Source organism: bacterium (genome assembly GCA_019637795.1).
Lineage (GTDB): Bacteria > Desulfobacterota > Binatia > HRBIN30 > CADEER01 > JAHBUY01.
In genome coordinates this window covers 198945-223450 of the sequence record JAHBUY010000003.1, presented here as the reverse complement: position 1 = coordinate 223450, position 24506 = coordinate 198945, and the positions used below count along the sequence as shown (strand labels likewise).

Sequence of the window (24506 nt, the reverse complement as noted above, 5' to 3'; positions counted from 1 at the left end):
GGAGAGCGACATGGCGAATCGAAGCGCAGTGTTGGGCGTGACGGCGCTGACCGTGCTCTGCCTGGGAGGCGTCGATCGAGCCGTGGCGATGAAGATCACCGCGTCCGGGAGCTACAACGACCGGCTCGGGCACGGCGACGGCCGCTGGTCGGGCGCGCTGACGGTCGATGGTGCGCGCGTCACCGGGGCGATCGATCTCGATGGCGCCGTGACGCTCAAGCAGGTGCCGGTGACGGGTTTCCGGAACGGGCGCGGCATCGATCTTGCGGTCACCGACGGCACCGGAGCGACGCGGGCCTTCGCTGGCCGCCTCGATGACACCGGGATCGAGGGTGAATTCCAACTCGGCGAGATCGCGGGCACATGGAAGGGAACCTGGACGATCGCGCCCGGGGAGCCGCTCGCCCTGGCGCCGCTCGAGCCGCTGGCGCCGGTCCGTCAGCGTTCGCTGGAAAAGCCGCTGCCGCCCGCCGATCCCTATGACGTGTGCGCCGTTCTCGATGATCCCGAGGCGACGGCGCAGCTCTCGCCCGGCCGCGAGGCGGCCATGCGGCGGGAGTGCGACGGCTGGCAGGAGGCCCAGGCCTCGCTGATCCAGCGCGTGACCTGGCAGGTGGCGCAATCGCTGCGCCCGTTGTGGCGCTGGGCCGGTGACCGTCTGATCTTTGCCCGCAGCGCCTGGGCATCGGTCACGAACGTTCGCGTCAACGACAGCAGCCTCGAATCCTACCCGAACATCACCCAGGGCTCGCCCTCGGTCGCGGCCAAGCGCAGCCAGAACGCGACACTCCTCTCGGTGTTCGAGGACTTCACCTTCGGCAGCACCCGGCGCATCGCCTACAGTGTTTCCTACAACTCGGGGGTGAGCTGGGATGCGCAGCAGGCGTTCATTCCCCCGAGCCCGCCAACCTCCATCGACGGCGAGCCGCTCACGGTCAGCGACAGCGAGGGCTCGCTGTACGTCGTCTACCTGGCGACACAGACGGGCCAGCCGGGCGGGCGCATCGATGCGACCTGTTCGCTCGGGGGCGGCTCACCCAACGCATGGAAAACGGCGGCCGACGCCAGCCTGGGCGGCCAACCGGGGGCGATTCGCGACAAGCCCAACGTCGCCGTCGACGCCAACAATGTCTACGTCTGCTACACGGAGAAGTTTGGTGCGTATCAGACCATCCGCTTGGCGTCTGCCCCGAAGTGTAGCTCGGCAGGCTCGCCGCTCGTCTTCTCCAACCCCAATGTCGACGTGCTCGATGGGGACTACGCGAATGCGGGGCCGGCGACCAACTGCAGCATCGCGATCGGCCCGGCGGGCGATCTGTACGTCGGCTGGTGGAATCCCGACTACAGCAAGATGTTCGTCCGGCGCTCGACCAACGGGGGGGCGACGTGGGCGACGAGCGTCGCGTTGACGCCAGGCAACTACGCTCGCAAACCGGTGAATGTGTGCAACGGAAACAACGCGCGCCCAGTTCTCAACCAGAAAGTCTATTCGGAGCCGCGGCTCAACCTAGCCGCCGACCCGCTGGTCACCGGACGACTCTATGCAGCGTGGGGCCACGCCCCCGTGGACACGTCGGACGTCTACTTCACTCGGTCGGACAACCACGGTGCAAACTGGACCTTTCCTCCCGGCGTGCTCAACACCGCGACCGCCGGCGATCAGTTCCTCCCGGCGCTGGTCTCCTTCGTTTACCTTCCGTCGACGCCGCACGTTCCGGAGATCGATGCCGTCTGGTACGATCGCCGCCTCGACCCGGGCAATGTCTCTTACGATGTCTACCGGCGCGCCTCGTTCGACGGGGGCGTGACGTGGCAAACGGAGGAGCGGCTGACCTCGCAGACCTTGCTCTTGCCGCAGCTCTCGCCGCACTTCGATTCGCAGGCGCAGGCGGCCGGCCGAGAGTGCGTCCTGACCAATCGCGCGGGTCTGGCAGACAACAACCCGAGCGGGGCGTTCACCTACCCAGTATGGACTGACACGCGGATCGTCAGCCAGCCCCAGCCCGACCCCGACATCGAGATCGGGACCCCGCCCGGCGGCGGCTGCTGATCGTGCTCGCGGATTTGTGCCATCGGCGCGGCACGTCTCAGTGCCCGCCGATGGCTACGGCAGTTGGACCGCGATGGCGGAGAACACTCCGCGGGCTTGCAATTGCCGGCGTGCTACTGGCGGCCACGCGGGTCGCTGCTGCGGGCGATCTGGCGGTGGTCGTCGACAATGGGTCCAACCGGGTCCTCCTGGTCGATCCGGCTGCCGCGTCGGTGGTCCGCCAGATCTTCGTCGGCAACCGGAGGCTGATCGCCGACATCGCCCTCTCGCCCGACGGCGAGACGGCATTCGTGACCAGCGGCAACGCGCAGTCCGTCTACGCCGTCGACATCCGCAGCGGAGCTGTCCGGCGCAACCAAATCGGCGGCGGGCCGGTCGGGATTGCGATCTCGCCTGACGGCCTGACGTTGTTTGTCGCGCTTATCGACGCTGCGTCCGTCGCCGTCATGGACACAGGCTCCCTCGCCGTGTTGCGGACGCTGCCGGTTCCGCGTGAACCCGTGTCGGTAGCGCTTGATGCGAGTGGGAACCGATTGTTCAGCACTCACTTCGCTACCGACACCGTGACGGCTGTCGACGTAGGGTCGGGGACTTGGATTGGACAGGTGGACGTGGGCGCTTCTACGCAAAAGGCCCAGTACGGGCGGTACAGCGATCGCGTGTACGTCACAACAATGGCGGCTAAAGTGGCAAGCATCGACCCGCTGAGCCTGAAGGTAGATATCCTGAGCCTGCCGCAAACCGGGCTCTACGGCGCCGCGGAATCTGGCTCCGGGCTACTCGTTCTTGCGGCTGCCCAGTCCCAGGCTCTCGGACTATTTGTTGACGCAGGGGCGCTAACGCTGACTTCCGTCCTGCGGATGCTCGGTGAAGGCCCCGGTGCCGTCGCATTCGATTCGCACGGCGACCGTGCATACCTGACTAGCTTCTTCAACTCCATCAGTAGCGAGGAAGTCAGCGACGGCGTGTTGTCGGTTGTCGATGTAGCGGAGCCGCGCGTGTTGCTGGACATCCGCCGTGTCGGTCGCGCGGCGCGCGCCGTGGCGATCAGCAACGTCGAGCTGCCCTGCGGCGACGGCACCCTTGCGCCCGGTGAGGGCTGCGACGACGGGAACCGGGTCGGCGGCGACGGCTGCGCCCTGAACTGCACCCGCGAAGTGGCGCGGGTGTTCGAGGTGCGGCCGGAGGAATCGCGCCTGACGCTGCGCACACAACATGCCGACTACGAGGCTGGGGTGCGCGGCTCGATGGTGCTACGCACCGGCGGGGTGGGGCCGGATGGGATGGTGCCGGTGACGATCGCGACCGAGGACGTGGCGTTCGAGCCGATTCCGCTGCCCGGAGTCGGGTGCGCGTGCCTGCGACCCGGCACGCCGCCGGAGACCTACGGCCGGCGGCCGGCGGCCGGCGACATCGGCTGTAGCGATGCGGAGGTGCTGAACGTGCACTACTCCGCCAATCGCCTTCACGATCGCGCGCCGAGCGATCCCGACTGCGAGGGCGGGACGCGCGAGGGGCCGGGCGATCCGCACCCCGGCATCTGCAATGGCTTTGACACCTATCACTTCATCGCCGACGACAGCCGCGGCTCGGGGGTGATCGAGGCGCCGCTGCGCTTCGATCTCGTCGCCGACGGCGGCACCTGCGCGATCGACCCGACCGACCCGCGCAAGGGCGCCGACGGGCGCCCGTGCACCGCCGACGATCCGGGCGCCGCCACGGGCACGCCGCTGCACGCGTTCACCACCGGTTCGGTGCTCGCCCGCGTCGTCGTGGCGGATCTGGATCCGGCGGCGATCATCGGCGTCTACCTGGGAGGGCAGCGCTTCGACTGCGTGGCGCTGGCCGAGACGACGCGCGACGGCATCGGCGGTGTGCGGCTCGCCAGCGGCCTGCCGTTGCTGCACGTCCCGTCGCTGGGCGACGCCGTGCTGAGCCTGGTCCTGCAGGCGCACTCCGACGAGCCGCCGACGCCGACTCCCAGCCCGACCCCATTCCCCACGCCATCCGGTCCCGCGTTCCAGGTCGTGGACGCGTTTCCCGGGTCGTTGAACGGCCTCGACCCGAGGCTCGATCGCACCTCGACCGTGGCGCTCGACGGCTTCCTCTACCTCCCCATGCGCGATGCCGACGGGCCGCTGATCTGGCGCAGCGACGGGAGCGAGGCCGGCACGGTGCCGGTGCTCGGAGCGACCGCGCGCCCAGCGCTCACCGACATCCGCGGCCCTCTGGTGGCGCTTGGGCACCGCATCCTCTTCGCCGCCATCGATGCCGCGCACGGCGAAGAGCTGTGGCGCCTCGACACGGCCAGCGGCGAGAGCGCGATCGTGGCCGACATCAGACCCGGCGCCGCCGGTTCCGGCGCGCACCGCCTGGGGTCGCACCGGGGCATCGCCTACTTCGTCTCTGACGACGGCGAGCACGGCTACGAGCTGTGGCGCAGCGACGGGACGGCCGCCGGCACCGCCATGGTCGCCGACATCGCGCCCGGGGCGGCGTCGGCGAATCCGACGTCGCTGGTCTGGCTCGACGACGTGGCGCTGTTCAGCGCCGACGACGGCGTCTCCGGTCGCGAGCTGTGGCGCACCGACGGGACGCCGGCCGGCACGTGGATGGTGCGCGACATCGTGCCCGGCGCCGGCGGATCCTTCCCCGGGAGCCTCATCCGCTTCGGCCAGCGCGTGTTCTTCTCGACTCAGGCGGGCGGGCTGTGGGCGAGCGACGGCACGATGTCGGGCACGACGCAAGTCGCACCGATCACGCTGAGCCCCGATGCCGCCGTGCTCGGCGACTGGCTCATCTTCGAGGGCTTGGTCGACTTCACCACCCCGCAACTGTGGCGCACCGATGGCACGGCGGCCGGAACGACGCGGGTCACCACCCGCGAGCTCAACGCCGATACCGTCGGCCTGTCGAGCTTCACCGAGTACAACGGCAACCTCTACTTCAGCGCCGCCGCCGGCGTGCACGGCCGCGAGATCTGGAAGACCGACGGCACCGACGCCGGCACGCGGCTGCTGAAGGACATCGCGCCGGGGCCGGGTGGCGAGCAGTACAACATCGTCCAGGCGGCTGCCGGCTGGCTCTTCATCGCCGGCGACGACGGACAGACGGGCCGCGAGGTGTGGGTCAGCGACGGCAGCGAGGCCGGGACCCGCCTGCTGCAGGACATCGCCCCAGGCCCATTCCCCTCGCTGCAGGGCGGATTCTTCACGCAGGCCGGCGCCTACGTGTTCTTCGCCGCCGACGATCACGTCCGCAATGCGGGGAGCGAGCTGTGGGCGGTACGCAGCGCGGATCTCGGCACCCCGCCGTCCTCACCCACCCCGACACCTACAAGGACGCCGGCCCGCTGCGCGGGCGACTGCAATGGCGACGGGGTCGTCTCGATCGACGAGCTGATCGCGGCGGTCGCCGCAGCCCTGTCGGACTCCGCGCGGGATCGTTGCCCCGCCGCCGACACTGACGGCGACGGCGGCGTGTCGATGGCCGAGCTGATCAGCGCTGTTGCGCGCGCGCTCGAGGGGTGCCCGGGGGGGCGCTGAGCGACAGCCCGCGGTGCCCCCTGGCGATTCAGACTCGGCGTCCCGTGCGGCCGAACCACTATCTGCTGATCGTGCTCGACAGTTGCCGCTTCGACGCCTTCGTGGCGGCGGATCCGCTGACGATGCAGAAGCTGGGCGCCCTGGAGCGGCGGTGGAGCTACGCCTCGTGGACGTCCCCGTCGCACTTCAACCTGCTGATGGGGCTGCTGCCGCACGCCAGCCCGCGACAGGTGTTCGCGTCGGAGTACTACAAGCGCGATTTCGCCCGCTACGCCGAGCGGCTGGGGGTCGACGGGGTCGCCTTCAAGGACCTGCTGCCGTCGCTGTGGCTGCCGACGTTCCTGCGCCAGCGGCTCGGCTACCGCGCGCACGCGCTGGTCTCGCTCCCGGTGCTCAACCCGGCGACGCCGCTGGCGCACGACTTCGACAGCTTCACGCTGATGCCGACCCACAACGACATGGCGGCGATGCTGCCGCGGCTGCGCTTCGACGACGACCGGCCGACCTTCCATCTGCTCAACGTCGGCGAGACCCACTACCCGTTCGCGCTGCCGAGCGAGGACCCCAGCCAGTGGCCGCGGCTGTCCGGCCTGCACGGCACGCTGCAGCGCCTCGACGATGGCGCCGATGGCCCCGCGCCCTTCGACGCCCGCCAATTGGCCGAGTTGCGGGCGCGGCAGATCGAGACCGTGCGCTATCTCGACGGCGTCTTCGAGCAGCTCTTCGACCTGCTGCCCGCCAACACCTACGTCACCGTCACCGCCGACCACGGCGAGCTGTTCGGCGAGGACGGCTACGTCGGGCACGGCCCGATCCAGCACGCCAAGGTCTTCGAGGTGCCCTTCCTGGAGGGGAAGCTGCGCTGACCCTCGCCGGCGGACGCCAGCCGTCCGCGCGGCGGCGGTCGGCGCCCAGCGGGTCGGGCGCGAATCCGATCGCGCGGGGTGCCGCCCGCCGACCGGGGCGCGGTCAGGCGCCCTTGCCGCGGTAGTAGTCGATCAGGATGTCGGCGATCTCCGGGCGCAGGATGCGCGGATCGGGGCGCTCGCCGCTGGTCAGGGCCTCGCGCACTTTCGAGCCGGAGATGACCACCGGCTTCTCGTCCGGGTGGTTGTCCATCAGGTCGACGCGCTTGGCGCTGTCGTAGTACGCCGCGAAGCCGATGTTGCAGGGGCGGATCTGCAGCGCGCCGTTCAGGTTGAGGAAGATCTGCTGGGCGTCGAAGTCGCCCCAGATCGCCTTGCCGTCGTCGTACGGGGCGTCGGCGTGTTTGCGGCCGATGACGATGTCGGTGAAGCCGTGGTTCTGGCGGTAGATGCCGTGCATCACCGCTTCCTTCGGGCCGCCGTACAGCATCTTGATGTCGAGGCCGACGAGCTCGAAGACCTCGGTCAGGTCGTAGCCGCGCTCCCTCCACAGCGCCTCGTCCTTGTCGCCCTGGCCGAGGAGCTGCTGGTCGTGCAGCGCCCGGTAGCACTGCATGCGGATGCGGGCGGGGACGTCGTCGCCCTTGAGCTCGCCGACCAGCGGGTTCAGCACGACGCCGGCGAAATAGCCGAGGCGGGTGAGCTGCTCGACGCCGGCCACCAGCGCGTACTCGTGGGCGCGGTGCAGCGGGTTGCGGGTCTGGAAGGCGAGGGCGCGCTCCCAGCGGCGCTCGGCGATCAGCGTCCGCGTCTGGCGCGGGCTGAGGATGTACTGGCCGTAGTCGGCGTCGAACGGCTGCGGCAGCGCCCACAGCTCGCCCCCCACCAGTGTGCCGCGCGGGTCGTCCATCACCATGTGGCCGCCGGGATGGTCGGTGCGGCTGGTGCCGTAGAAGCGCTCGACGTGCTTGGCCTTGTCCCAGTCGAAGATGCTCGTCACCTGCAGGACGGCGACCACGGCGCCCTCGAAGGCGATGGCGGCGGCCTGCCCGACGCGCAGCGTCTTGGCCTCGTCGTCGGTCACCGGGAAGGAGATCGGCGCCGTCCAGGCGTAGGTGCGGAACCCGTACTCGATGGTGTCGGTGTCGAGCACGCGATGCCAGGTGCGCTCGTCCATCGGGCCGGTCAGCGGCGACAGGGTGCCGTCGGCGATGCGGTAGACGGTCGCCAGATCGGCGCGCGACATCTCGATCCGCGGCAGCGCCGCGGCCTCGGCGAGGAACGTCTGGCGGCGCGAGAGCGGCACCACTCGGGACACCGGCGCGTCGAGGCCGCCGTGGACCGGAACGAGATCGGGCATGGATGGTTACTCCTTCGTTTGACGTGGATCAGGCAGGCGACTCGCCCACGGCACCCCCCAGGTGCGCTCAGGCGACGGCCCGGACGACGAGCCGGATTCGACTGTCGCTATGCGAGGCCCTGCGGGGAGTCAAGTAACCGTCGGGCCAGGTGCGCGCCGCGCCGCCCGCCGCCGCGCCGTCACCGGCGCCACCCGCGCGTGGGCGGTGGCGACCGCGCCGCCCCTCAGCGCGCGCGGCGCCGTGGGGCGGGCGATCGAGCCGGTGATTGGATCAGCGGCGCCGCGCCGGTCGCTGCGACGCGGGCAGCGGGCTGCGCGACCGCGACGCGCTGGCGTTGCCGGCGCGTGCGCTGTTGGCCGCCGGTGCGCGCCGCGCCGTGGCATCGCGGCGCGAGCCGGACGACGCGCGCCGGCTGGCCGTCGATGCCGCCGTGTCGCGGCGAGAACGGCTGGCGTTCGCCGCCACCTCGGGCCGCGAGGCCTTGGCGGCCAGGCGAACGGTGCCGTCTCGCCCGGGGATGCGCAACTGCTGCCCGCTGCGCAGCCCGCGTTGGCCGCGCAGGCCGTTGGCCCGCGCCAGCGATGACACCGACACGCCGTAGCGGCCGGCGATCCGTCCCAGCGTATCGCCGCGGCGCACGGTGTGGATGCCGCTCGAGCGCGCGTCGAAGAGCATCGGCTGCGGCTCGCGATAGGAGGCGAGGGCGACCGTGAACTGGTCGCGGGTGCCCTCGGGCAGGCGGACCTCGTACCCGTCCGGCGGCACGATGCCGCGCTTCAGGGCCGGGTTCAGCTCGCGGATGGTGTCGACGTCACTGCCGGTGAGCTGCGCCACCGCCTGCAGGGAGATCGGCCGGCTGATCTGGATGGTGTCGAACTTGGCCGGCGGGCTCTTCACGACCTCGATGCCGTAGCGCTTGGGCGACTTCGCGACCTCCATGGCCGCCAGCACCTTGGGGACGTACTCGGAGGTCTCCTGGGGGAGGTAGCCGCGGTCGCGCATCTCCCAGAAGTCCTCGCACCCGCGATTGTCGCGAATGCGCTCGATGTTGCCCTCGCCGGTGTTGTAGGCGGCGAGCGCCAGATGCCAGTCGCCGAAACGGTCGTACAGGTCGCGCAGGTAGCGGGCGGCGGCGCGGGTCGCCTTCTCGGGGTCGCGCCGTTCGTCGACGTAGCCGTCGATGCGCAACCCGTAGCGCTGCCCGGTGCCGCGGATGAACTGCCAGGGCCCGACGGCGCCGGCATGCGAGGTGGCCTGCAGGCTGTATCCGCTCTCGACGATCGGCACGCCGTACGCGAACTCGGGAGGCACGCCCTCCTCCCGCAGCGTGTTCTTCATCCCCGGCAGGTACTTGCTGCCGCGCCGGAGCGCCCGCTCGAGGGTTGGCCGCATGGTCGTCTGATAGTCGGCCATGAGCGTCTGCACCCGTGGATGCTCGACATCCAACTCCGGGTGCTCGCGGTCGTTCTGAGCAGCGGTGGCTGCGGCGGGGAACCCGTGTTCACCCGCCCCACGTGGGGCAGTCGCCAGTGAATCTCCCCCCGATGGATCGCCGGGCCGGCGGCTGGCCGAGCAGCCGGACAGTGCCCACAAGGCGAACAATACCCCAAGGGCGACAATGGGTCGCTGATTCGCAGCGCGCATAGGTTCCTCCCTCCTGCCTGCCCGGCTGCCAGGGTGGGGAAGAGCCAAAGGCGCCCCGTGGCAACCGGGACGTCGCCGACTTCCGCGACGTCCGTCCAACCTCGTGTGACGAACCCGCCTGCGCGGGCGTCACGTTCCTCACTCCATCAACGGTCATCCTAATACCGCCTCGCGAACGAGGCGTTCCTCGCTACCACAGGCGCTTGCCGCGGTGCAACAGTGAAATGCGCGGGTGTCAACTTGTTGACACAGGGGACCGTGGAGCCGTTCACCGCATGGAGGGCTGGCGCGAGGCGGGGCGCGTGGCCAGCTCCGCCGCCATGCACAGCGCGGCGGTCATGCTCGATGCGTCGGCGCGTCCGCGGCCGGCGATGTCGTGCGCGGTGCCGTGGTCTGGCGAGGTCCGCACCACGGGCAGGCCGGCGGTGAAGTTCACGCCGTCCGCGAAATGCACCAACTTGAACGGCGCCAGGCCCTGGTCGTGGTACATGCACACCACCGCGTCGAAGTGGCCGGTGTAGGCGAGGGGAAACAGACTGTCGGCGGCGAGCGGGCCGCGGGCATCGATGCCGAGACGGCGCGCCCGCCGCACGGCGGGGGCGATGACGCGGAGGTCCTCGTCGCCGAAGACGCCCTGCTCGCCGGCATGCGGGTTGAGGCCGGCGACGCCGAGGCGCGGCCGCCGGATGCGGAAGCGCTCGCGCAGGGCGCGCTCGGCGATGCGCACCGTGGTCAGGACGTCGGCGGCGTCGAAGGCATCGGGGACGGCGCGCAGGGCGAGGTGGGTGGTGACCAGGGCGACCCGCAGCCGGCCGCCGATCATCATCATCCGCACCGGGACGTCGCCGCAGAGGGCCGCCAGGAGCTCGGTGTGGCCGCTCACCGCGCGGCCGGCGGCGACCAGGTTCGCCTTGCAGATGGGCGCCGTCGTCAGGGCGTCGGCGGCGCCGGTGCGAACCAGCCGCAGCGCTTCGAGGATGGCGGCGTGGGCGGCCCGGCCACCCGCCAGGGTCGGCCGGCCGGGCCGGCGCTGGGCGCGGGGGACGGCGGCGACCTCGCGGACCGCGACGGCGCCCCGCGGCAGCGCCTGGCCGGGTTCCCAGGCGGCGAAGCGGACCGGCAGCCGGAGCTGCCGCGCGACGTCGGCGTAGACGCCGATGTCGCCGACGAGGATGGGCTGCAGCCGCCGCCGCACGGCGGGACGCCGCAGGGCGGCGAGGGTGACCTCGGGGCCGATGCCGGTCGGGTCGCCCATCGAGATGGCGACCCGCGGCCGGCCGCTCACGGCAGGATCTCCACCGAGTGCTTCTGCCGCAGGTCCTCCTTCAGCCAGCGCGCGTATCGTTCCTCGAGGGCCTGGGAGTAGAGCTTCTCCTTGATCTCCTCGCGCTGCTGGTCGGAGAGCTGGTCGGGCGCGCCGGCGCCGATGCGCTCGTCGAGCTTGACGATGTGGATGCTGTTCTCGCCGCGCACCGGCTTGCTGAACTCGCCCGGATCGAGCCCGGCGACCGCCTCCTCGAGCTCGTCGCGCATCTCGCCCGGCTTGAAGGTGCCGAGCTTGCCGCCCGAGGCGGCGGCGCCGTCCTCGGATTCGCGCTTGGCGACCGTGGCGAAGTCGGCGCCGTCGCGCAGCTCGCGATAGATCTTGTCGGCGCGCTCCTGGACCGCCTCCACCTCGGCCGGGCTCGCCCCGGGCGGGATCTGCAGGACGATGTGCGAGATCGACACCTGCTCGCTGCTGCTCCCCTCCGCTTCGACCCCCTGCGCCTTCTGGTAGCGCGCGATCTCCTCCGGCGAGACGCTGACCTTGCCGCGGATCTCGCGGTTGATGAGCTGCGCCCGCTCGAGCTCGTCGCGGATCTGCTTGCGATAGCGCTCGCGGGTCAGGCCCTGCTGCGCCAGGGCGGCGTCGAGCTGCTCGTCGTCGATGTGGTTCCGCTGCTTGATGGTGTCGACGTAGCGGTCGATCTCGGCCTCGGAGATGGTGATCCCCTGCGCCTGCACCTCCTTGGACAGGATGCGCTGGGTGATGACCAGCTCGAGCACGCCGGCGGGATCGTGGCGCGCCGCCTCGGCGAGGCGGGGATCGTCGGTGGTGAAGGTCTCGAGCTCGTGCATGGTGATCGGGTCGCCGTCGACCAGGGCGACGATGCGGTTGACGACGGTGCCGGTGACGGCGACCGGCTGCTCGTAGGCGCCGATGTCGCAGCGTCCGCCGGCCGGTCGCCGCGTGCCGCGCTGGTCGACGGTGAGCAGGCGGCCGCCGTCGTCGGTGCAGCCGGACGGGTCGCCGGCGTCGATCGCCGGGCTGCCGCCGGTCAGCGCCACGGTCTGGGTCGGGCCGCCGTTGGGCGCCAGCGGGCCGACCCGGGCATCGGGGTTCTGCACGTCGCCGCTGCCGTTGAAGGCGCAGGTCTGATCGTCGGACAGGTTGTAGCCGTTGGAGGTCACGGCGCCGTCGCAGGCCCGCAGGTTGTCGGCGAGCAGGGTGTTGCGGGCCGACACCTCGCCGCCGCCGGCTTCCAGGCCGGCGCCGCGGTTGTGGGCGATCGAGCAGTTCGCGGTGTCGATGCGGCCCTTCTCGGTCCGGATGCCGGCGCCGCCGTTGGCCGCGACGGTCGAGTTGACGCAGTACACGGCGCCGCCGGTGGTCTCGATGCCGGCGCCGGCGTTGCCGCTCACCTGCGAGCGCACCAGGGTGATCCGGCCGTCGTCGATCGTGATGCCGGCCCCGCGGCTGTCCTCGACCGCGCAATCGAGCACGGTCGCCCGGCCGCCGCCGACCTCGATCGCGGTGTCGCCGCCGGCGATGGTCAACGCGGAGAGCGTGGTCGTGCCGTCGACCCGGAGCGTCGCCTTGCCGCTGCCGCGGATGGTCACGGCGTCGGCGCCGGGGCCCTTCACGGTGAGGTTCTCGATCTCCAGCGGCTCTGCGAGGACGATCGTGCCGCGCACCCCGGTGCCGAAGATGATCATGTCGCCCTTGCCGGCGTCGTCGACGGCCTCGCGCAGCGAGCCCTCGCCCTCGCTGTCGGTATTGCGCACCACGTGCGTGGCGGCCGCCGCCGGCGCGGCCAGCGCGATGAGCAGGGTGCAGGCGGGCAACAGATGACGCAGCATGCGGGCCTTCATAGCACGCCCGGGGGCCGACGTGTCAGGGCACCGCCGGCGGCCGCGGAGAATCGAGGGGGCGACTACATCACCACTTGAGAAAAGCTGCGGCAGCAGGAGGTGACCGCCACGGCCTATGTCCGCGGGGGGCCTGTGCAGGAGTGGCGTTGGCGACGGGAGGGAGCATGACGATGACGAGAATCTTCACCGCTGCGGCCCGTACTGTCCCGTACCCGTACTCGTACACGTACGCGTCTTCGTCCGTCGAGTACGTGTACGAGTACGCGTTTTGGCGCCGTATTCGCCACGTGCGCGCCGCGGGCTGAGGAGTTCCGGGCGACATTCCGGGGCGGTGCACGCCTCCCCGTACACGCCCGTACTGTCCCGTACCCGTACCCGTACACGTACTCGTCTTCGTCCGTCGTGTACGTGTACGAGTACGAGTACGGGTATGGGCGCCGTATCGCTGGGTACGTGCGGGGGGCTTCAGCGCTACCCGAACTCGGCTTCCGACTCGCGCACGCAGTCCGGCGGGCCGATCAGGCGGGTCAGCATGGCGACGATTCGCGCCAGCATCTGTTTGCCGGTCCGCCACTCGGTCTGTGAGATCACTGCGCAGCGGTGAAGGACGTCGAGGATGGCCGCGCACTCCCGTGTCGAGCCGCCGGCGATCTGCAGGAAGCGTCGACGCTCGGCTGACGGTAGCTTGCCGCATCCTTCCGCGATGTTGAGCGGGATGGACTGGGAGGCGCGCAGGAGTTGATCTCGAGCGTGACGGTCCGCGTTCCGCAGTCGCTTCGCGAGCTCGTACGACCAGGCGGCAAAGTCGAGACTCACCTGATAGACGTCCAATTGTTCGTGGTCCAGCTTCATGGGGATCGACGGCATGGCAGTCGAGCCATGTTCGTGGCGGCCGCCCGCAGCATCAACTCTACCGCGTGCGGGCGGCCGCGCCAACTGCGGATTCAGAGCGCTCTTGCAGGTACCGGTACCGTACCCGTACCCGTACTCGTACACGTACTCGTACACGTACTCGTACACGTACTCGTACTCGTACTCGTCCGTCGTGTACGTGTACGTGTACGAGTACGTGTACGGATACGACGGGTACGGGTACGGGTACGAGTACGTGTACGCGTACCGTGACGCCGATGGAGCGGCGCTTTCACGTCCGTCAGCGAACGGTGGCGGCGTCCGGCTGCGCCGGCGTCAGCGGCTGTTGCACCTCGCGCAGCACGTCCTGGATCTCCTGCACCAGGCCGTCCCAGTCGGCGTGGTGCGGGGTGAAGCTGAGCTGGAAGTCGGCCGAGAGCCGGTACCGACCCTTGCCGCGCTGCACCAGGGCGATCAGTTGCTCGACCTCGATCGGCGCTTCGGAGTGGAAGGTGAGGGTGACCATGCCCTGGCGCAGCAGGGCGCGGACGATCATGCACGCCTTGAGCACGCGGCGCAGGTCCATGACCCGCAGGAAGCTGTCGACCAGCGGCGGGATCGGCCCGTAGCGCTCGCGCAGCTCGCTGGCGATCTCCTCCAGCTCGGCGGCGCCCGCGGTCTGCGCCAGCCGGCGATAGAAGACCAGCCGTTGGTTCTCGTCCGGGATGTAGCTGTCCGGGATGTAGGCCGGGAAGCCGAGTTGGATCTCGGGCTCGACGTCGACCCGGCGGCGCTGGCCGCGCAGCTCCATCACCGCCTCTTCCATCATGTGGGTGTAGAGCTCGAAGCCGACGGCGGTGATCTGTCCCGACTGCTGCTTGCCGAGCAGGTTGCCGGCGCCGCGGATCTCGAGATCGTGGGCGGCGAGCTTGAAGCCGCCGCCGAGGTCGTCGAGCTCCTGCAGCACGCGCAGCCGCTTCTGCGCGTCCTTGGTGATGAGGTGCTCGCCGGGGATCATCAGATAGGCGTAGGCGCGTTCGTGCGAGCGCCCGACCCGGCCGCGCAACTGGTAGAGCTGCGCCAGGCCAAGGTGGTCGGCGCGGTTGATCAGGATGGTGTTGGCGTTGGGGATGTCGAGCCCGGACTCGATGATAGTCGAGCAGACCAGGACGTCGAGCTCGCGCTGCATGAACTGCAGCATCACCTTCTCCAGCTCGCGCTCGGGCATCTGGCCGTGCGCGACGCCGAAGCGCGCCGCCGGGACGACGGTGCGCAGGTGCCTGGCCATCAGCTCGATGTTCTCGACCACGTTGTGCACGAAGAACGCCTGGCCGCCGCGATCGAGCTCGCGCTGGATGGCGTCGCGGACGATGTCGTCGTCGTAGCGGGTGACGTAGGTGCGGACCGCCAGGCGGTCGACCGGCGGCGTCTCGATGACGCTCAGGTCGCGGATGCCGGTGAGCGACATCTGCAGGGTGCGCGGAATCGGGGTCGCGGTCATCGCCATCACGTCGACCAGATTGCGCAGCTCCTTGATCCGCTCCTTGTGCTTCACCCCGAAGCGGTGCTCCTCGTCGATCACCAGCAGGCCGAGGCGTTTGAACTCGACGTCGGCCTGCAGCAGGCGGTGGGTGCCGACGACGATGTCGACGGTGCCGGCGGCGAGGCCGCGCAGCGTCTCGCGCTGCTGCGCCGCGGACTGGAAGCGCGACAGGCACTCGACCCGCACCGGGTAGCCCTCGCAGCGCGTGCGGAAGGTGACGAAGTGCTGCTGCGCGAGCACGGTGGTCGGCACCAGCACCGCCACCTGGCGGCCGTCCATGACGGCGAGGAAGGCGGCGCGCAGCGCCACCTCGGTCTTGCCGTAGCCGACGTCGCCGCAGATCAGCCGGTCCATCGGCTTGCCGCGCCGCATGTCGCCGAGCACGTCGTCGATCGCCTGCTTCTGGTCCGGCGTCTCCTCGAACGGGAAGGTGGCCTCGAACTCGCGGAAGTAGCTGTCGGGCTGCGAATAGGCGTTGCGGGCGTCGATCTCGCGCGCGGCGTAGATGGCGAGCAGTTCCTTGGCCATGGCGAGGATCGACTCGCGGGTCTTCTGCTTCACCCGGTCCCAACTGCCGCTGCCCAGGCGGTCGAGGGCCGGCACCGCGCCCTCGGCGCCGACGTACTTCTGCACCAGGCTGATGCGGTCGACCGGCAGGTAGAGGCGGTCGCCGCCGGCGTACTCGAGGTGCAGATAGTCGCCCTCGGTGCCGGCGACCTGCAGGTGGCGCAGTCCGCGGTAGATGCCGACCCCGTGGTCGAGATGGACGACGAAGTCCTCCGGTTTGAGCTCGCTCAGGCTCTGCAGGAGCTGCGACACCGACACCCGACGCGCCGCGCGCCGGCGCACCTCGCCGAAGACGTCGGCTTCGGTGACGACGACCAGCGCTTCCTCGGGGACGCGAAACCCCTCGGTGAGGTGGCCGAGCACGATGTCGACGGCGCCGGCGCGTCGCGTCTCCGCGGCCGCCCCGCCGCTCACCTCCGCGAACGGCCGACTGGCGATCGCCGCCGGGATCTCGTTCGCCTCCAGGAGGCGGGCCAGGCGCTGCGCCTGCGGTTCGGTGCCGGCGACGAACAGCACCCGGTGGCCCTCTTGGCGCCAGGCGCGCACCTGTTCGGCGACCGGCGCGAAGCTGACCTCGTGCCGCTGGTGCACCCGCGCCGCCTTGAGGTCGCCGGTGGAGAACGAGTGCACCGACAGGCGCGTCTCTCGCCCGTCGGCGGCGAGCACGTCGAGGGCTTCGATCTCGACCATGGGGCGCTGCGCCAGCGCCGCCCGCCACGCGCTCGGCGTGAGATAGAGCTGTTCCGGCGGCGGGAAGAAGCGGTGCTCGGCGGCGCGCTCGCCGGCCCGGCGCTCGATCATCGCGGCGGCGCGCTCGAGCTGCGCGTCCACCTCGCCCGCCTGGTCGACGAACACCGCGCAGCCGTCCGGCAGGTAGTCCCACAGCGTGCCCAGCCGCGCGTGGAAGTAGGGCAGGCAGAACTCGACGCCGGGGAAGAGCAGGCCGCTGGCCAGGCCGTCCATCATCAGCAGCCGCTCGTCGCGCGCCAGCTCGAGCTCGAGCGCGCGCGCCTCGATGGCGCGGGCGATCTCCGGCCGCTGCCCGGCGGTGGGGTCGAGCTCGCGCATCGGCAGCAGCAGCAGCTCCGGCTGGGCCCCGGCGAGGCGCTGGCTCACCGGATCGAAGGCGTGCATGGCCTCGATCTGGTCGCCGCAGAGCTGCAGCCGGACCGGCTTGGGATGGGCGGGCGGGAAGACGTCGATGATGCCGCCGCGGATGCTGACGTCGCCGCGGTCCTCGACCAGCGGCACGCGCCGATAGCCCCAGCTCACCAGGCGGGCGGCGACCGCATCGCGATCGATCTCCTCGCCCTCGACGATGTACAGGTACTGGGCGGCGAACGTCTCGCGCGCCGGGACCCGCTGCAGCAGCGATTCCGGGGTCGTGACCACGATCGGATTCGGGCTCTGGCGCAGGTGGTACAGGCCCTCGATGCGGGCGGCGACGACGTCGGCGGTCGGCGACAGATCCTCGAACGGCGTCACCTCCCAACTCGGCAGATAGTGGATGCGGCGGGCGAACGGCTCCGCGTCGTCGGGCTCGCCGAAGCAGAAGCGCAGGTCGCACGTCAGGCGCTCGGCGTCCTTCCCGGTCGGCGCGATGATCAACGCCGGCCGCGGCGCCGCCGCCAGCAGGCGCCAGAGGAAGTAGGCGCGGGCGCCGCCCTTCAACCCCTGCACGCGCCATGGGCGTTGATCGCGGGCGCCCAGCCCGGCGGTCAATGCCTGCAGAGCCGGAACCCAGGTTGTCGCACTCGTGATGGACATGGCTGCCGCGGAGAACCCCACCGGTTACCAGCGCCCCGGAACCCCCACAAGGTCGGCGCTGCCGGGGCGCGTCGTCGCGGCCGCCGATTGTAAACCTTCCGGATAGCAGCGCGCGCGCGATGGGCTATTCTCGACTCGCGATGGCCGATGGCGCCGCCAAGATTCTCGTCATCGAGGACGCGCACGACCTGATGCGGCTCATGGTGCGCATCCTCGAGAGCGCCGGCTTCACCGTCATCCAGGCCTACGGCGGCGAGGACGCGCTGCGCAAGGTGCGCACCCACCACCCGGACCTGGTGCTGACCGATCTGGCGATGCCGCTGATGAGCGGGGTCGAGGTGATCGAGCGCATCAAGCGGACGCCCGAATCGGCTTCGATTCCGTGCGTCGCCGTCACCGCGTTCATGTGGGACCAGATCGCCTCGGCCGCCGGGCGGGTCGGCTGCGACGGCTTCGTCGGCAAACCGTTCACCAGCGCGACGCTCCTGGCCGAGGTCGCCAAGCACGTGCCGCTGCCGACCAAGATGCGCGCCGCCGGCTAGCCGGCGGCGCGAGGCGAGCGCCGCACGCGCCGGAGCCTACTCCGGGGCGACGTTGGCGCGGCGGAAGGCCTTGTAGACCTCCACCACGGTTTCGCGCTGGCGCTCGGTGAGGTGCGGGTCGCGGCGCAGCTCGCGCACGGCGTCGGATTCGTCCAGCTCGCGCGGGTCGAGGACGCCGGCCTGCAGGTAGAGCGTCTCCGCCGAGAGGCGGAGCGCGCCGGCGAGACTCTGCATGATCGCCTGGCTGGGGTTCTTCAGCCCGCCCTCGATTTCGCGCAGGACGACGCCGGGGATGCCGCTGCGCTCGATGATCTTGCGCAGCGAGATGTCGGCGAGACTGCGTTGGCGGCTGAGGTAGTCGCTGAGCGACGACGAGCGGGTGCGCCGCGCCGCGGGCGCCTCGGCGGGCGGCGCCGCGACGGGGCGCGCGGCAGGCTTCTTTCGCTTCCTCGCCATTGCGCCCGGTAGTTTGCATGCGCCGGGGAGTCCGGCAATAGCTACCGGGCGCCCGCCGCGTCGGGCGTCCGCATGACCGTCACCGCCGATCCGCCGCGCACCGCCACCGCCGACCTCGCCCTGGTGCGACGGTTCCCGGCGATCCACCGCGGCCTGCGCCGCCACCCGCTCTGCGCCCTGCCGACGCCGGTGGCGCCGCTCGAGCGCCTCGCCCGCGCCCGCGGCCTCGGCCCGCTGTGGATCAAGCGTGACGACGCCTCCTGCGCGCTCTATGGCGGCAACAAGCCGCGCAAGCTCGAGTGGCTGCTCGGGGCGGCGGTGGCGCGCGGCCGGCGCGCGGTCATGACCTTCGGCGGCATCGGCACGCACCACGGGCTGGCGACCGCGATCTGCGCCCACGACGCCGGCCTGCGCACGGTGCTGGTGCTGCTGCCGCAGCCGGTCACCGCGCACGTGCGCCGCTGCCTGCTGCTGCACCACGCCTTCGGCTGCGAGATGCACCTCGCCGAATCCGTGCCGGGCGTGGCGGCCATCGCGCTGCGGCGGCTGGCGCAGGGGGTGCGCCAGCGCGAGCCGCTGGCGGTCATTCCGACCGGGGGCACCTCGGCGCTGGGCAGCATCGGTTACGTCAACGCCGCCTGCGAGCTCGCCGACCAGGTGCGCGCCGGCCTGCTGCCGGAGCCGGCCGCGATCTTCGTGGCGGTCGGCAGCGGCGGCACGCTGGCGGGCCTGCAGCTCGGCCTGCGCCTCGCCGGCCTGCGCAGCACGCTGGTCGGCGTGCTGGTGACCGACATCCTGCCGCCGTCGCCGCGTCGCCTGGCCAGCCTGGCGCGCGGCGCCTTCCGCCGCCTGCGGCGGGTCGCGCCGTCGCTGCCGCGGACGCCGATCCGGCCGGCGGAGATCGTCATCGAGCGCGCGTACGTCGGCGACGGGTACGGCGCGGTGAGCGACGCCGGGGTGGCGGCGCAGCGCCTGCTCGCCGACAGCGAGGGCATCGCCCTTGAGACCACCTACACGGCGAAGACGATGGCGGCGATGCTCGACCTCGCCGCCCGGCCGCCGTATCGCGATCGGCCGCTGCTGTTCTGGAACACCTACAGCTCGGTCGATCCCGGGGCCGCGCTGCCGCGTCTGCCCGACTGGCGCGAGCTGCCGCCGGCCTTCCATCGCTTCTTCGCCTGAAGGGGCGGGGCGCCATCCGCCGCGCCAGGGGCCTCGATGGCCAAAGTCCACCGCGTCGTATAGCGGGAATCCATGGACTTCCGGGTGACGCGCCGCGGCCTTCTCCGGCTCGCCGGCTTTTCGGCCGGGATGCTGGCGCTGAGCCGGGTGCGGGCGCTGCCAGCGGCGCTGGCGGCGGAGGTCGCCGGCGACGCGCCGGGGCTGCGCGTGCTGTCGCCATCCGATGCGCGCATCCTCGCCGCCGTCGCCGAGCGCATGACCTTCACCGACGATCCGGCGATGCCGCGCTTCTCCGCCACCGACGGCCTGCGCACCATCGACGTGGCGCTGCGCCAGTTGCCGCCGGACGTGCCGCGGCAGCTCTCCTGGGGCCTGTGGATGTTCGAGTACGCGCCGCCGCTGTGCATCGGCCAGCCGGCGCGCTTCACCCGCATGAACGCCAACTGGCAGGACGTGTACCTCCAGGACTGGGCGGACAGCGGCCTGCAGGCCCGGCGCCTGGTGTTCCAGGCGCTGAAGAACCTGTCGATGCTCGGCTACTACGCGCAGGACGCCACCTGGCCGGGCATCCACTACAGCGGCCCGTGGGTGGTGCGGCCGCGGCGGGAGCTGCCGCAATGATCGTCACCGGGGCGCAGATCGACGGCGACCTCGCGCTCACCGCCGAGGTGTGCGTGATCGGCACCGGCGCCGGCGGCGCGGTGGTCGCCAGCGAGCTGGCGGCGGCCGGGCGCGACGTGGTGATGCTCGAGCAGGGCGGGCACTACACCAAGGAGGACTTCACCCAGCGCGAGGACGAGATGATGCCGCTGCTCTACGAGGACATGGGGCAGCGGGCGACCGACGACCAGACGATCCTCATCCTCCAGGGGCGCAACGTCGGCGGCTCGACCGTGCACAACCTCTGCTACTGCTTCCGCACCCCGGAGCCGATCCTCGAGCTGTGGCGGCAGGACTACGGCGTCCGCGACCTGCGCGGCTCCGACCTGCAGCCGTCCTTCGAGCGCGTCGAGCGCATGCTGAAGGTGAAGCCGATCACGCCGGAGGAGGTGAACACCCTCAACAACAAGATCCGGCTCGGCTGCGAGGAGCTCGGCTACAGCGGCTTCGTCACCAACCACAACCGCGAACGCTGCGCGCAGTCCGGTTTCTGTCTGCTCGGCTGTCCGTTCGATGCCAAGCAGAGCATGCTCATCACCTACGTGCCGGCGGCGGTGCAGGCCGGCGCCCGCCTGTACGCCAACTGCGCGGTGCGGCGCCTGGTCGCGGAGGCGGGGCGGGTGCGCCGCGTCGAGGGCGAGGTGGTCGACGCGCTCGGCCGGCCGCGCCACCGCTTCAGCGTCGCGGCGCAGGTGGTGGTGCTGTGCGCCGGGGCGATCAACTCGCCGGCCCTCCTGCTCGCCAGCGGTCTGGCCAACGGCAACGGCCGCGTCGGCCAGGGGCTGCACCTGCATCCGAGCGTGCTGCTCTCGGGCATCTTCGACGAGGACATCTACGGCTACCGCGGCATCCCGCAGAGCTACTACGTCGACGAGTTCATCGACCTCGAGCAGGACCCGCGCAGCGGCTACATCCTCATGCCGGTGTACGGATTCCCGGTGATGACCGCGACGCAGTTGCCGGGCTTCGGCGCCGCCCACTTCGAGATCATGAAGCAGTACCACCGCATGGTCGGTATCCTGGTGCTCATGCACGACCAGTCGAGCGGTGCCGTCACCGTCGACCGCAGCGGCCGACCGCGGATCACCTACGCGCTCGACGCCAGGGAGCGGCGTGCCATGGCCGAGGGCATGCAGCACTGCGCCGAGATCCTCTTCGCCGGCGGCGCGTCGCGCGTCCTGGCGCCGTACCATGCGCCGCTGGTGCTGGAACCGGAGGACGCGCTCGACGTGTTCGTCGAGCGCGGCGTGCGCCAGGGCGACATCCCGATCGCCTCGACCCACCCGCAGAGCACCTGCGCCATGGGCGAGGATCGGCGCCGAGCGGTGGTCAACTCGTATTGCCAGTCGCACGAGATTCCGAACCTGTTCGTCTGCGACATGGGCGTCTTTCCCACCTCGCTCGGCGCGCCGCCGCAGATCTCCACCGCCGCCATCGCCGACCGCACCGCCCGCTACATCGCCGCCAACTGGCCGAGCCTCGCCGGGAGCTGAGCGGCCGCACCGATCCGGGCGACCCGCCGCGGGCGGCGGGGCAGGGGGCGACTGGCGCGCGCGCGGTCGGCGCGGTACGAGCCGGGACGCGATCCGCGGTGCGGACCGTCGAGACGATGCGATTCTCCTACGCCGAAGCCCTCTGCGCCCCCACCCACTACCTGCCGCTGGCGCGCGCGGTCGAAGACGCCGGCTGGGATTCGTTCATCGTCCCCGACAGCCTCTGCTATCCCGAGGTCTCGGACAGCACGTATCCCTACACGCCCGACGGCAACCGGGAGTTCCTCGAGGACAAGCCGTTCATCGAGCCGTTCTCGCTGATTCCCGCCATGGGCGCCGTGACGAACCGGCTCCGCTTCACGACCTTCGTGGTGAAGCTGCCGATCCGCCAGCCCGTGCTGGTCGCCAAGTCCGTGGCCTCGGTCGCGGTGATGACGCAGGAGCGCTTCGGCTTCGGCGTTGGCCTCTCCCCCTGGCCCGAGGATTTCGTCGTCACCGGGACCGAGTGGAAGACGCGCGGCAGGCGGATGGACGAGATGATCGCCATCGTTCGCGGGCTGCTGCGCGGCGGATACTTCGCGTTCGCGGGCGCCCACTACACGGTGCCGCGCATCAAGATCTGTCCGGTGCCGGCGGCACCGGTGCCGGTCCTCATCGGCGGACACAGCGAACCCGCCCTGCGCCGCGCGGCGCGCCTCGGCGACGGCTGGATGCACGCGGGCGGCGATCACGAGCTCCTCGTCGGCTACCTGCGGCGTCTGGCGGAGCTGCGACGCGAGTACGGACGCGAGCGCGAGCCGTTCGAGATCCACGTCATCTCTCTGTACGCCTACACGGCCGACGGCGTCCGCATGCTCGAGGACCTCGGTGTCACCGACGTCATCGTCGGCTTCCGCGACCCGTACCACATGCCCGACACGCCGGTGGGCGAGAAGATCGACTACCTGCGCCGCTACGCCGACGACGTGATCGCGTCGACACGGTAGGGGGTTCCGGACCACCCGGTGCGGACATGGTCGCCGCGCTGGGCGTCCGTCCGCATCGCCGCTTGACGCCGCCCCGTGACGCAGACACTGTCCGCGCCGCGGAGGTGGTTTCGATGGAGGAGCGGCAGACCCGGCGAAACGACGGCGCGGAACCGGACGTGACGCAGCACTGCTACAACTGCGGCGAGCGTGGGGAATGGCAGAAGTGCAAGCTGATCTGCCGCAACCCGCGTTGCGGCGTGCACATCGTCCTCGCCTGCGTCGACTGAGCGCTCAGGCGGGGGTGAACTTCGGCAGCGTCACCTCGTCGGACAGCGTCTCGAAGACGACCCGTACCGGCATGCCGACGCGGACGGCGTGGGCATCGATCCCGACCAGGTTGGAGATCATCCGCGGTCCTTCCGCGAGCTGCACCAGCACCACGGTATAGGGCACCTCGGCGGCGAAGCCGGGGTGGTAGACCTGGTGCATCACGTTGAAGCTGTAGATCTCGCCGCGCCCCGACACCGCGATCCACTCGCTGTCGGTCGACAGGCAGGCCGAGCACAGCGCGCGCGCCGGGAAGCGCAGCGCGCCGCAGCCGCGGCAGCGCTGGACGCGCAGCTCGTGACGGCGCGCCCCCTCGAAGAAGGGGCGCATCTCGGGGGTGATGGCGGGGATCGGCTTGCCGGCGGCGGGCGTGGACATCAGCACTGGGTGGCGAGCACGAGCGTGGCGTGGGTGGAGAGGATGCCGCCGTTGCCGCTGACCAGGGCGACGCGGGCATCCGCGACCTGGCGGGCGCCGCCGTCGCCGCGCAGTTGGATGACGGCCTCGGAGATCGGCGTCATGCCCCACATGTAGAAGGCGGAGAGCTGGCCGCCGCCGGTGTTCACCGGCAGCGCGCCGCCCGGCGCGATGCCGCCGCCGGCGACGAACGGACCGCCCTCGCCCTTGGCGCAGAAACCGTAGTCCTCGAGGGTGACGAGGACGGTGAAGGTGTAGCAGTCGTACAGCTCGGCGACGTCGATGTCGGCGAGGGCGACGCCGGCCATCGCGAACGCGGCCTCTTTCGCCAGCGGCGCGCCGGAGGTGAGCGTCTCCACCGGATCGCCGCCCGGGTGTCCCTGGCCCATGCCGAGCAGGTACACGGGCGGGCGCCGCAGGTCGCGGGCGCGCTCGGCGCTGGTGACGATCACCGCCAGGCCGCCGTTCGAGACCAGGCAGCAGTCGAAGAGGTGGAACGGCTCCACCACCCAACGCGAGCGGTGGTAGTCCGCGAGCGTCATCGGCGTGTCGTGGAACTGGGCCGCCGGATTGCGATTGGCCCACTGCCGCTCGGCGACGGCGATGGCGCCGAGGTGCTCGTTGGTGGTGCCGTAACGGTGCATGTGGCGCTGCGCCACCATCGCGTACATGGCGTTGACCCCGAACTGCCCGTAGGCGGCATCGAGCCCGCGGCCGAACGCGTAGGCGCCCGCCGAGCCGCCGCCCCCCTTCGCCTCGCCGGCGGGCCGCGGCGGCTTCAGCGGCGCGTCCGAGAAGACGCAGGCGACGGCGCGGCACTGGCCGCTGGCGATCGCCAGGGCGGCGTACTGGATCATCGACGCGGCGGTCGCGCCGCCGGAGTTCATGCTCGAGGTCAGGCGCAGGTCGCGCAGGCCCATCGCCTGCTGGAGCTGGAACGACGCCATGCCCAGGTCGCCCCAGGAGAGGCCGGGATTGACCAGCAGCCCGTCGACATCGGCGCGCGTCAGGCCGGCGTCGTCGAGCGCCAGGCGCACCGCCTCGGCGGCGAAGGCGAGCGGCGTGCGGCCGTAGACCTTGCCCTGCTCGGTGATTCCGAGCCCCGCGATCGCCGTCCGGCCGCGCAACGACATG

Annotated in this window: 18 protein-coding genes; 9 read left to right on the top strand and 9 right to left on the bottom strand. The window is 71.1% G+C overall.

Translation table 11 applies throughout. The annotated features are described in order from the left end of the window. Window positions 1-10 precede the first annotated feature (10 nt). From KF840_11015 to KF840_11005, 3 genes are all read left to right on the top strand, one after another. Window positions 11-2050: an exo-alpha-sialidase gene (locus KF840_11015; protein ID MBX3025422.1), complete on the top strand. Its 2040-nt coding sequence runs from the start codon at window positions 11-13 to the stop codon at window positions 2048-2050. Window positions 2051-2160: 110 nt separating this feature from the next. Then, a complete protein-coding gene (locus KF840_11010) occupies window positions 2161-5595 on the top strand; it encodes a hypothetical protein (protein ID MBX3025421.1) in 3435 nt (1144 codons plus the stop codon). Window positions 5596-5717: 122 nt separating this feature from the next. Beyond that, entirely contained in the window at window positions 5718-6461 is a 744-nt protein-coding gene (locus tag KF840_11005; protein ID MBX3025420.1) for a sulfatase-like hydrolase/transferase, read from the top strand. A 103-nt stretch (window positions 6462-6564) separates the two neighbouring features. On the opposite strand, the gene KF840_11000 is transcribed toward KF840_11005, so the two are convergent. From KF840_11000 to mfd, 6 genes are all read right to left on the bottom strand, one after another. After that, window positions 6565-7821 carry a sulfate adenylyltransferase gene (locus KF840_11000; GenBank protein MBX3025419.1) on the bottom strand — a complete coding sequence of 419 codons (1257 nt, stop codon included), beginning with the start codon at window positions 7819-7821 and terminating at the stop codon, window positions 6565-6567. A gap of 271 nt (window positions 7822-8092) precedes the next feature. After that, a complete protein-coding gene (locus KF840_10995; protein ID MBX3025418.1) occupies window positions 8093-9268 on the bottom strand; it encodes a transglycosylase SLT domain-containing protein in 1176 nt (391 codons plus the stop codon). Between the two features lie 466 nt (window positions 9269-9734). Beyond that, the gene (pdxA, locus tag KF840_10990) at window positions 9735-10721 is read right to left on the bottom strand and encodes a 4-hydroxythreonine-4-phosphate dehydrogenase PdxA (GenBank protein MBX3025417.1); all 987 of its coding nucleotides are present in this window, start codon (window positions 10719-10721) and stop codon (window positions 9735-9737) included. A 26-nt stretch (window positions 10722-10747) separates the two neighbouring features. Continuing rightward, window positions 10748-12586: a peptidylprolyl isomerase gene (locus KF840_10985; GenBank protein MBX3025416.1), complete on the bottom strand. Its 1839-nt coding sequence runs from the start codon at window positions 12584-12586 to the stop codon at window positions 10748-10750. A 483-nt stretch (window positions 12587-13069) separates the two neighbouring features. After that, complete coding sequence (locus KF840_10980; protein ID MBX3025415.1) at window positions 13070-13450, bottom strand: four helix bundle protein; 381 nt, start codon at window positions 13448-13450, stop codon at window positions 13070-13072. 301 nt (window positions 13451-13751) lie between these two features. Continuing rightward, window positions 13752-17240 (bottom strand): transcription-repair coupling factor, encoded by a 3489-nt coding sequence (gene mfd / locus KF840_10975; protein MBX3025414.1) that lies wholly within the window; start codon window positions 17238-17240, stop codon window positions 13752-13754. 206 nt (window positions 17241-17446) lie between these two features. Between mfd and KF840_10970 the strand changes: the two genes are divergently transcribed. After that, a complete protein-coding gene (locus KF840_10970; GenBank protein MBX3025413.1) occupies window positions 17447-17869 on the top strand; it encodes a response regulator in 423 nt (140 codons plus the stop codon). A 36-nt stretch (window positions 17870-17905) separates the two neighbouring features. On the opposite strand, the gene KF840_10965 is transcribed toward KF840_10970, so the two are convergent. Then, on the bottom strand, window positions 17906-18325 hold the full coding sequence (locus KF840_10965) for a transcriptional regulator (protein MBX3025412.1): 420 nt from the start codon (window positions 18323-18325) through the stop codon (window positions 17906-17908). Window positions 18326-18397: 72 nt separating this feature from the next. Between KF840_10965 and KF840_10960 the strand changes: the two genes are divergently transcribed. The 5 genes from KF840_10960 to KF840_10940 all read left to right on the top strand — a co-directional run bounded on the left by KF840_10960 (window position 18398) and on the right by KF840_10940 (window position 22915). Next, window positions 18398-19507 carry a pyridoxal-phosphate dependent enzyme gene (locus tag KF840_10960; GenBank protein ID MBX3025411.1) on the top strand — a complete coding sequence of 370 codons (1110 nt, stop codon included), beginning with the start codon at window positions 18398-18400 and terminating at the stop codon, window positions 19505-19507. 72 nt (window positions 19508-19579) lie between these two features. Then, window positions 19580-20128, top strand: coding sequence for a hypothetical protein (locus KF840_10955; GenBank protein MBX3025410.1), 549 nt, complete (start codon window positions 19580-19582; stop codon window positions 20126-20128). After that, window positions 20125-21660, top strand: coding sequence for a GMC family oxidoreductase (locus KF840_10950; GenBank protein ID MBX3025409.1), 1536 nt, complete (start codon window positions 20125-20127; stop codon window positions 21658-21660). The genes KF840_10955 and KF840_10950 overlap by 4 nt, the downstream gene beginning before the upstream one ends. 116 nt (window positions 21661-21776) lie before the next feature. After that, window positions 21777-22646, top strand: a complete 870-nt coding sequence (locus KF840_10945; GenBank protein MBX3025408.1) for a TIGR03619 family F420-dependent LLM class oxidoreductase — start codon at window positions 21777-21779, stop codon at window positions 22644-22646. 113 nt (window positions 22647-22759) lie between these two features. Next, a complete protein-coding gene (locus tag KF840_10940; GenBank protein MBX3025407.1) occupies window positions 22760-22915 on the top strand; it encodes a hypothetical protein in 156 nt (51 codons plus the stop codon). Between the two features lie 4 nt (window positions 22916-22919). On the opposite strand, the gene KF840_10935 is transcribed toward KF840_10940, so the two are convergent. Together KF840_10935 and KF840_10930 are read right to left on the bottom strand one after the other, a co-directional pair. Continuing rightward, entirely contained in the window at window positions 22920-23333 is a 414-nt protein-coding gene (locus KF840_10935; protein ID MBX3025406.1) for a Zn-ribbon domain-containing OB-fold protein, read from the bottom strand. Further along, window positions 23333-24505, bottom strand: a complete 1173-nt coding sequence (locus KF840_10930; GenBank protein ID MBX3025405.1) for a thiolase family protein — start codon at window positions 24503-24505, stop codon at window positions 23333-23335. The genes KF840_10935 and KF840_10930 overlap by 1 nt, the downstream gene beginning before the upstream one ends. Window position 24506: the final 1 nt, after the last annotated feature.

Excerpts from the sequence above, each read along its gene's own strand:
- KF840_11015 (MBX3025422.1), top strand. The coding sequence starts at position 11 with ATGGCGAATCGAAGCGCAGTGTTGGGCGTGACGGCGCTGACCGTGCTC.
- KF840_11005 (MBX3025420.1), top strand. The coding sequence starts at position 5,718 with ATGCAGAAGCTGGGCGCCCTGGAGCGGCGGTGGAGCTACGCCTCGTGG.
- KF840_11000 (MBX3025419.1), bottom strand. The coding sequence starts at position 7,821 with ATGCCCGATCTCGTTCCGGTCCACGGCGGCCTCGACGCGCCGGTGTCC.
- pdxA (MBX3025417.1), bottom strand. The coding sequence starts at position 10,721 with ATGGGCGACCCGACCGGCATCGGCCCCGAGGTCACCCTCGCCGCCCTG.
- KF840_10985 (MBX3025416.1), bottom strand. The coding sequence starts at position 12,586 with ATGCTGCGTCATCTGTTGCCCGCCTGCACCCTGCTCATCGCGCTGGCC.
- KF840_10980 (MBX3025415.1), bottom strand. The coding sequence starts at position 13,450 with ATGAAGCTGGACCACGAACAATTGGACGTCTATCAGGTGAGTCTCGAC.
- KF840_10970 (MBX3025413.1), top strand. The coding sequence starts at position 17,447 with ATGGGCTATTCTCGACTCGCGATGGCCGATGGCGCCGCCAAGATTCTC.
- KF840_10965 (MBX3025412.1), bottom strand. The coding sequence starts at position 18,325 with ATGGCGAGGAAGCGAAAGAAGCCTGCCGCGCGCCCCGTCGCGGCGCCG.
- KF840_10960 (MBX3025411.1), top strand. The coding sequence starts at position 18,398 with ATGACCGTCACCGCCGATCCGCCGCGCACCGCCACCGCCGACCTCGCC.
- KF840_10955 (MBX3025410.1), top strand. The coding sequence starts at position 19,580 with ATGGACTTCCGGGTGACGCGCCGCGGCCTTCTCCGGCTCGCCGGCTTT.
- KF840_10950 (MBX3025409.1), top strand. The coding sequence starts at position 20,125 with ATGATCGTCACCGGGGCGCAGATCGACGGCGACCTCGCGCTCACCGCC.
- KF840_10945 (MBX3025408.1), top strand. The coding sequence starts at position 21,777 with ATGCGATTCTCCTACGCCGAAGCCCTCTGCGCCCCCACCCACTACCTG.
- KF840_10940 (MBX3025407.1), top strand. The coding sequence starts at position 22,760 with ATGGAGGAGCGGCAGACCCGGCGAAACGACGGCGCGGAACCGGACGTG.
- KF840_10935 (MBX3025406.1), bottom strand. The coding sequence starts at position 23,333 with ATGTCCACGCCCGCCGCCGGCAAGCCGATCCCCGCCATCACCCCCGAG.
- KF840_10930 (MBX3025405.1), bottom strand. The coding sequence starts at position 24,505 with ATGTCGTTGCGCGGCCGGACGGCGATCGCGGGGCTCGGAATCACCGAG.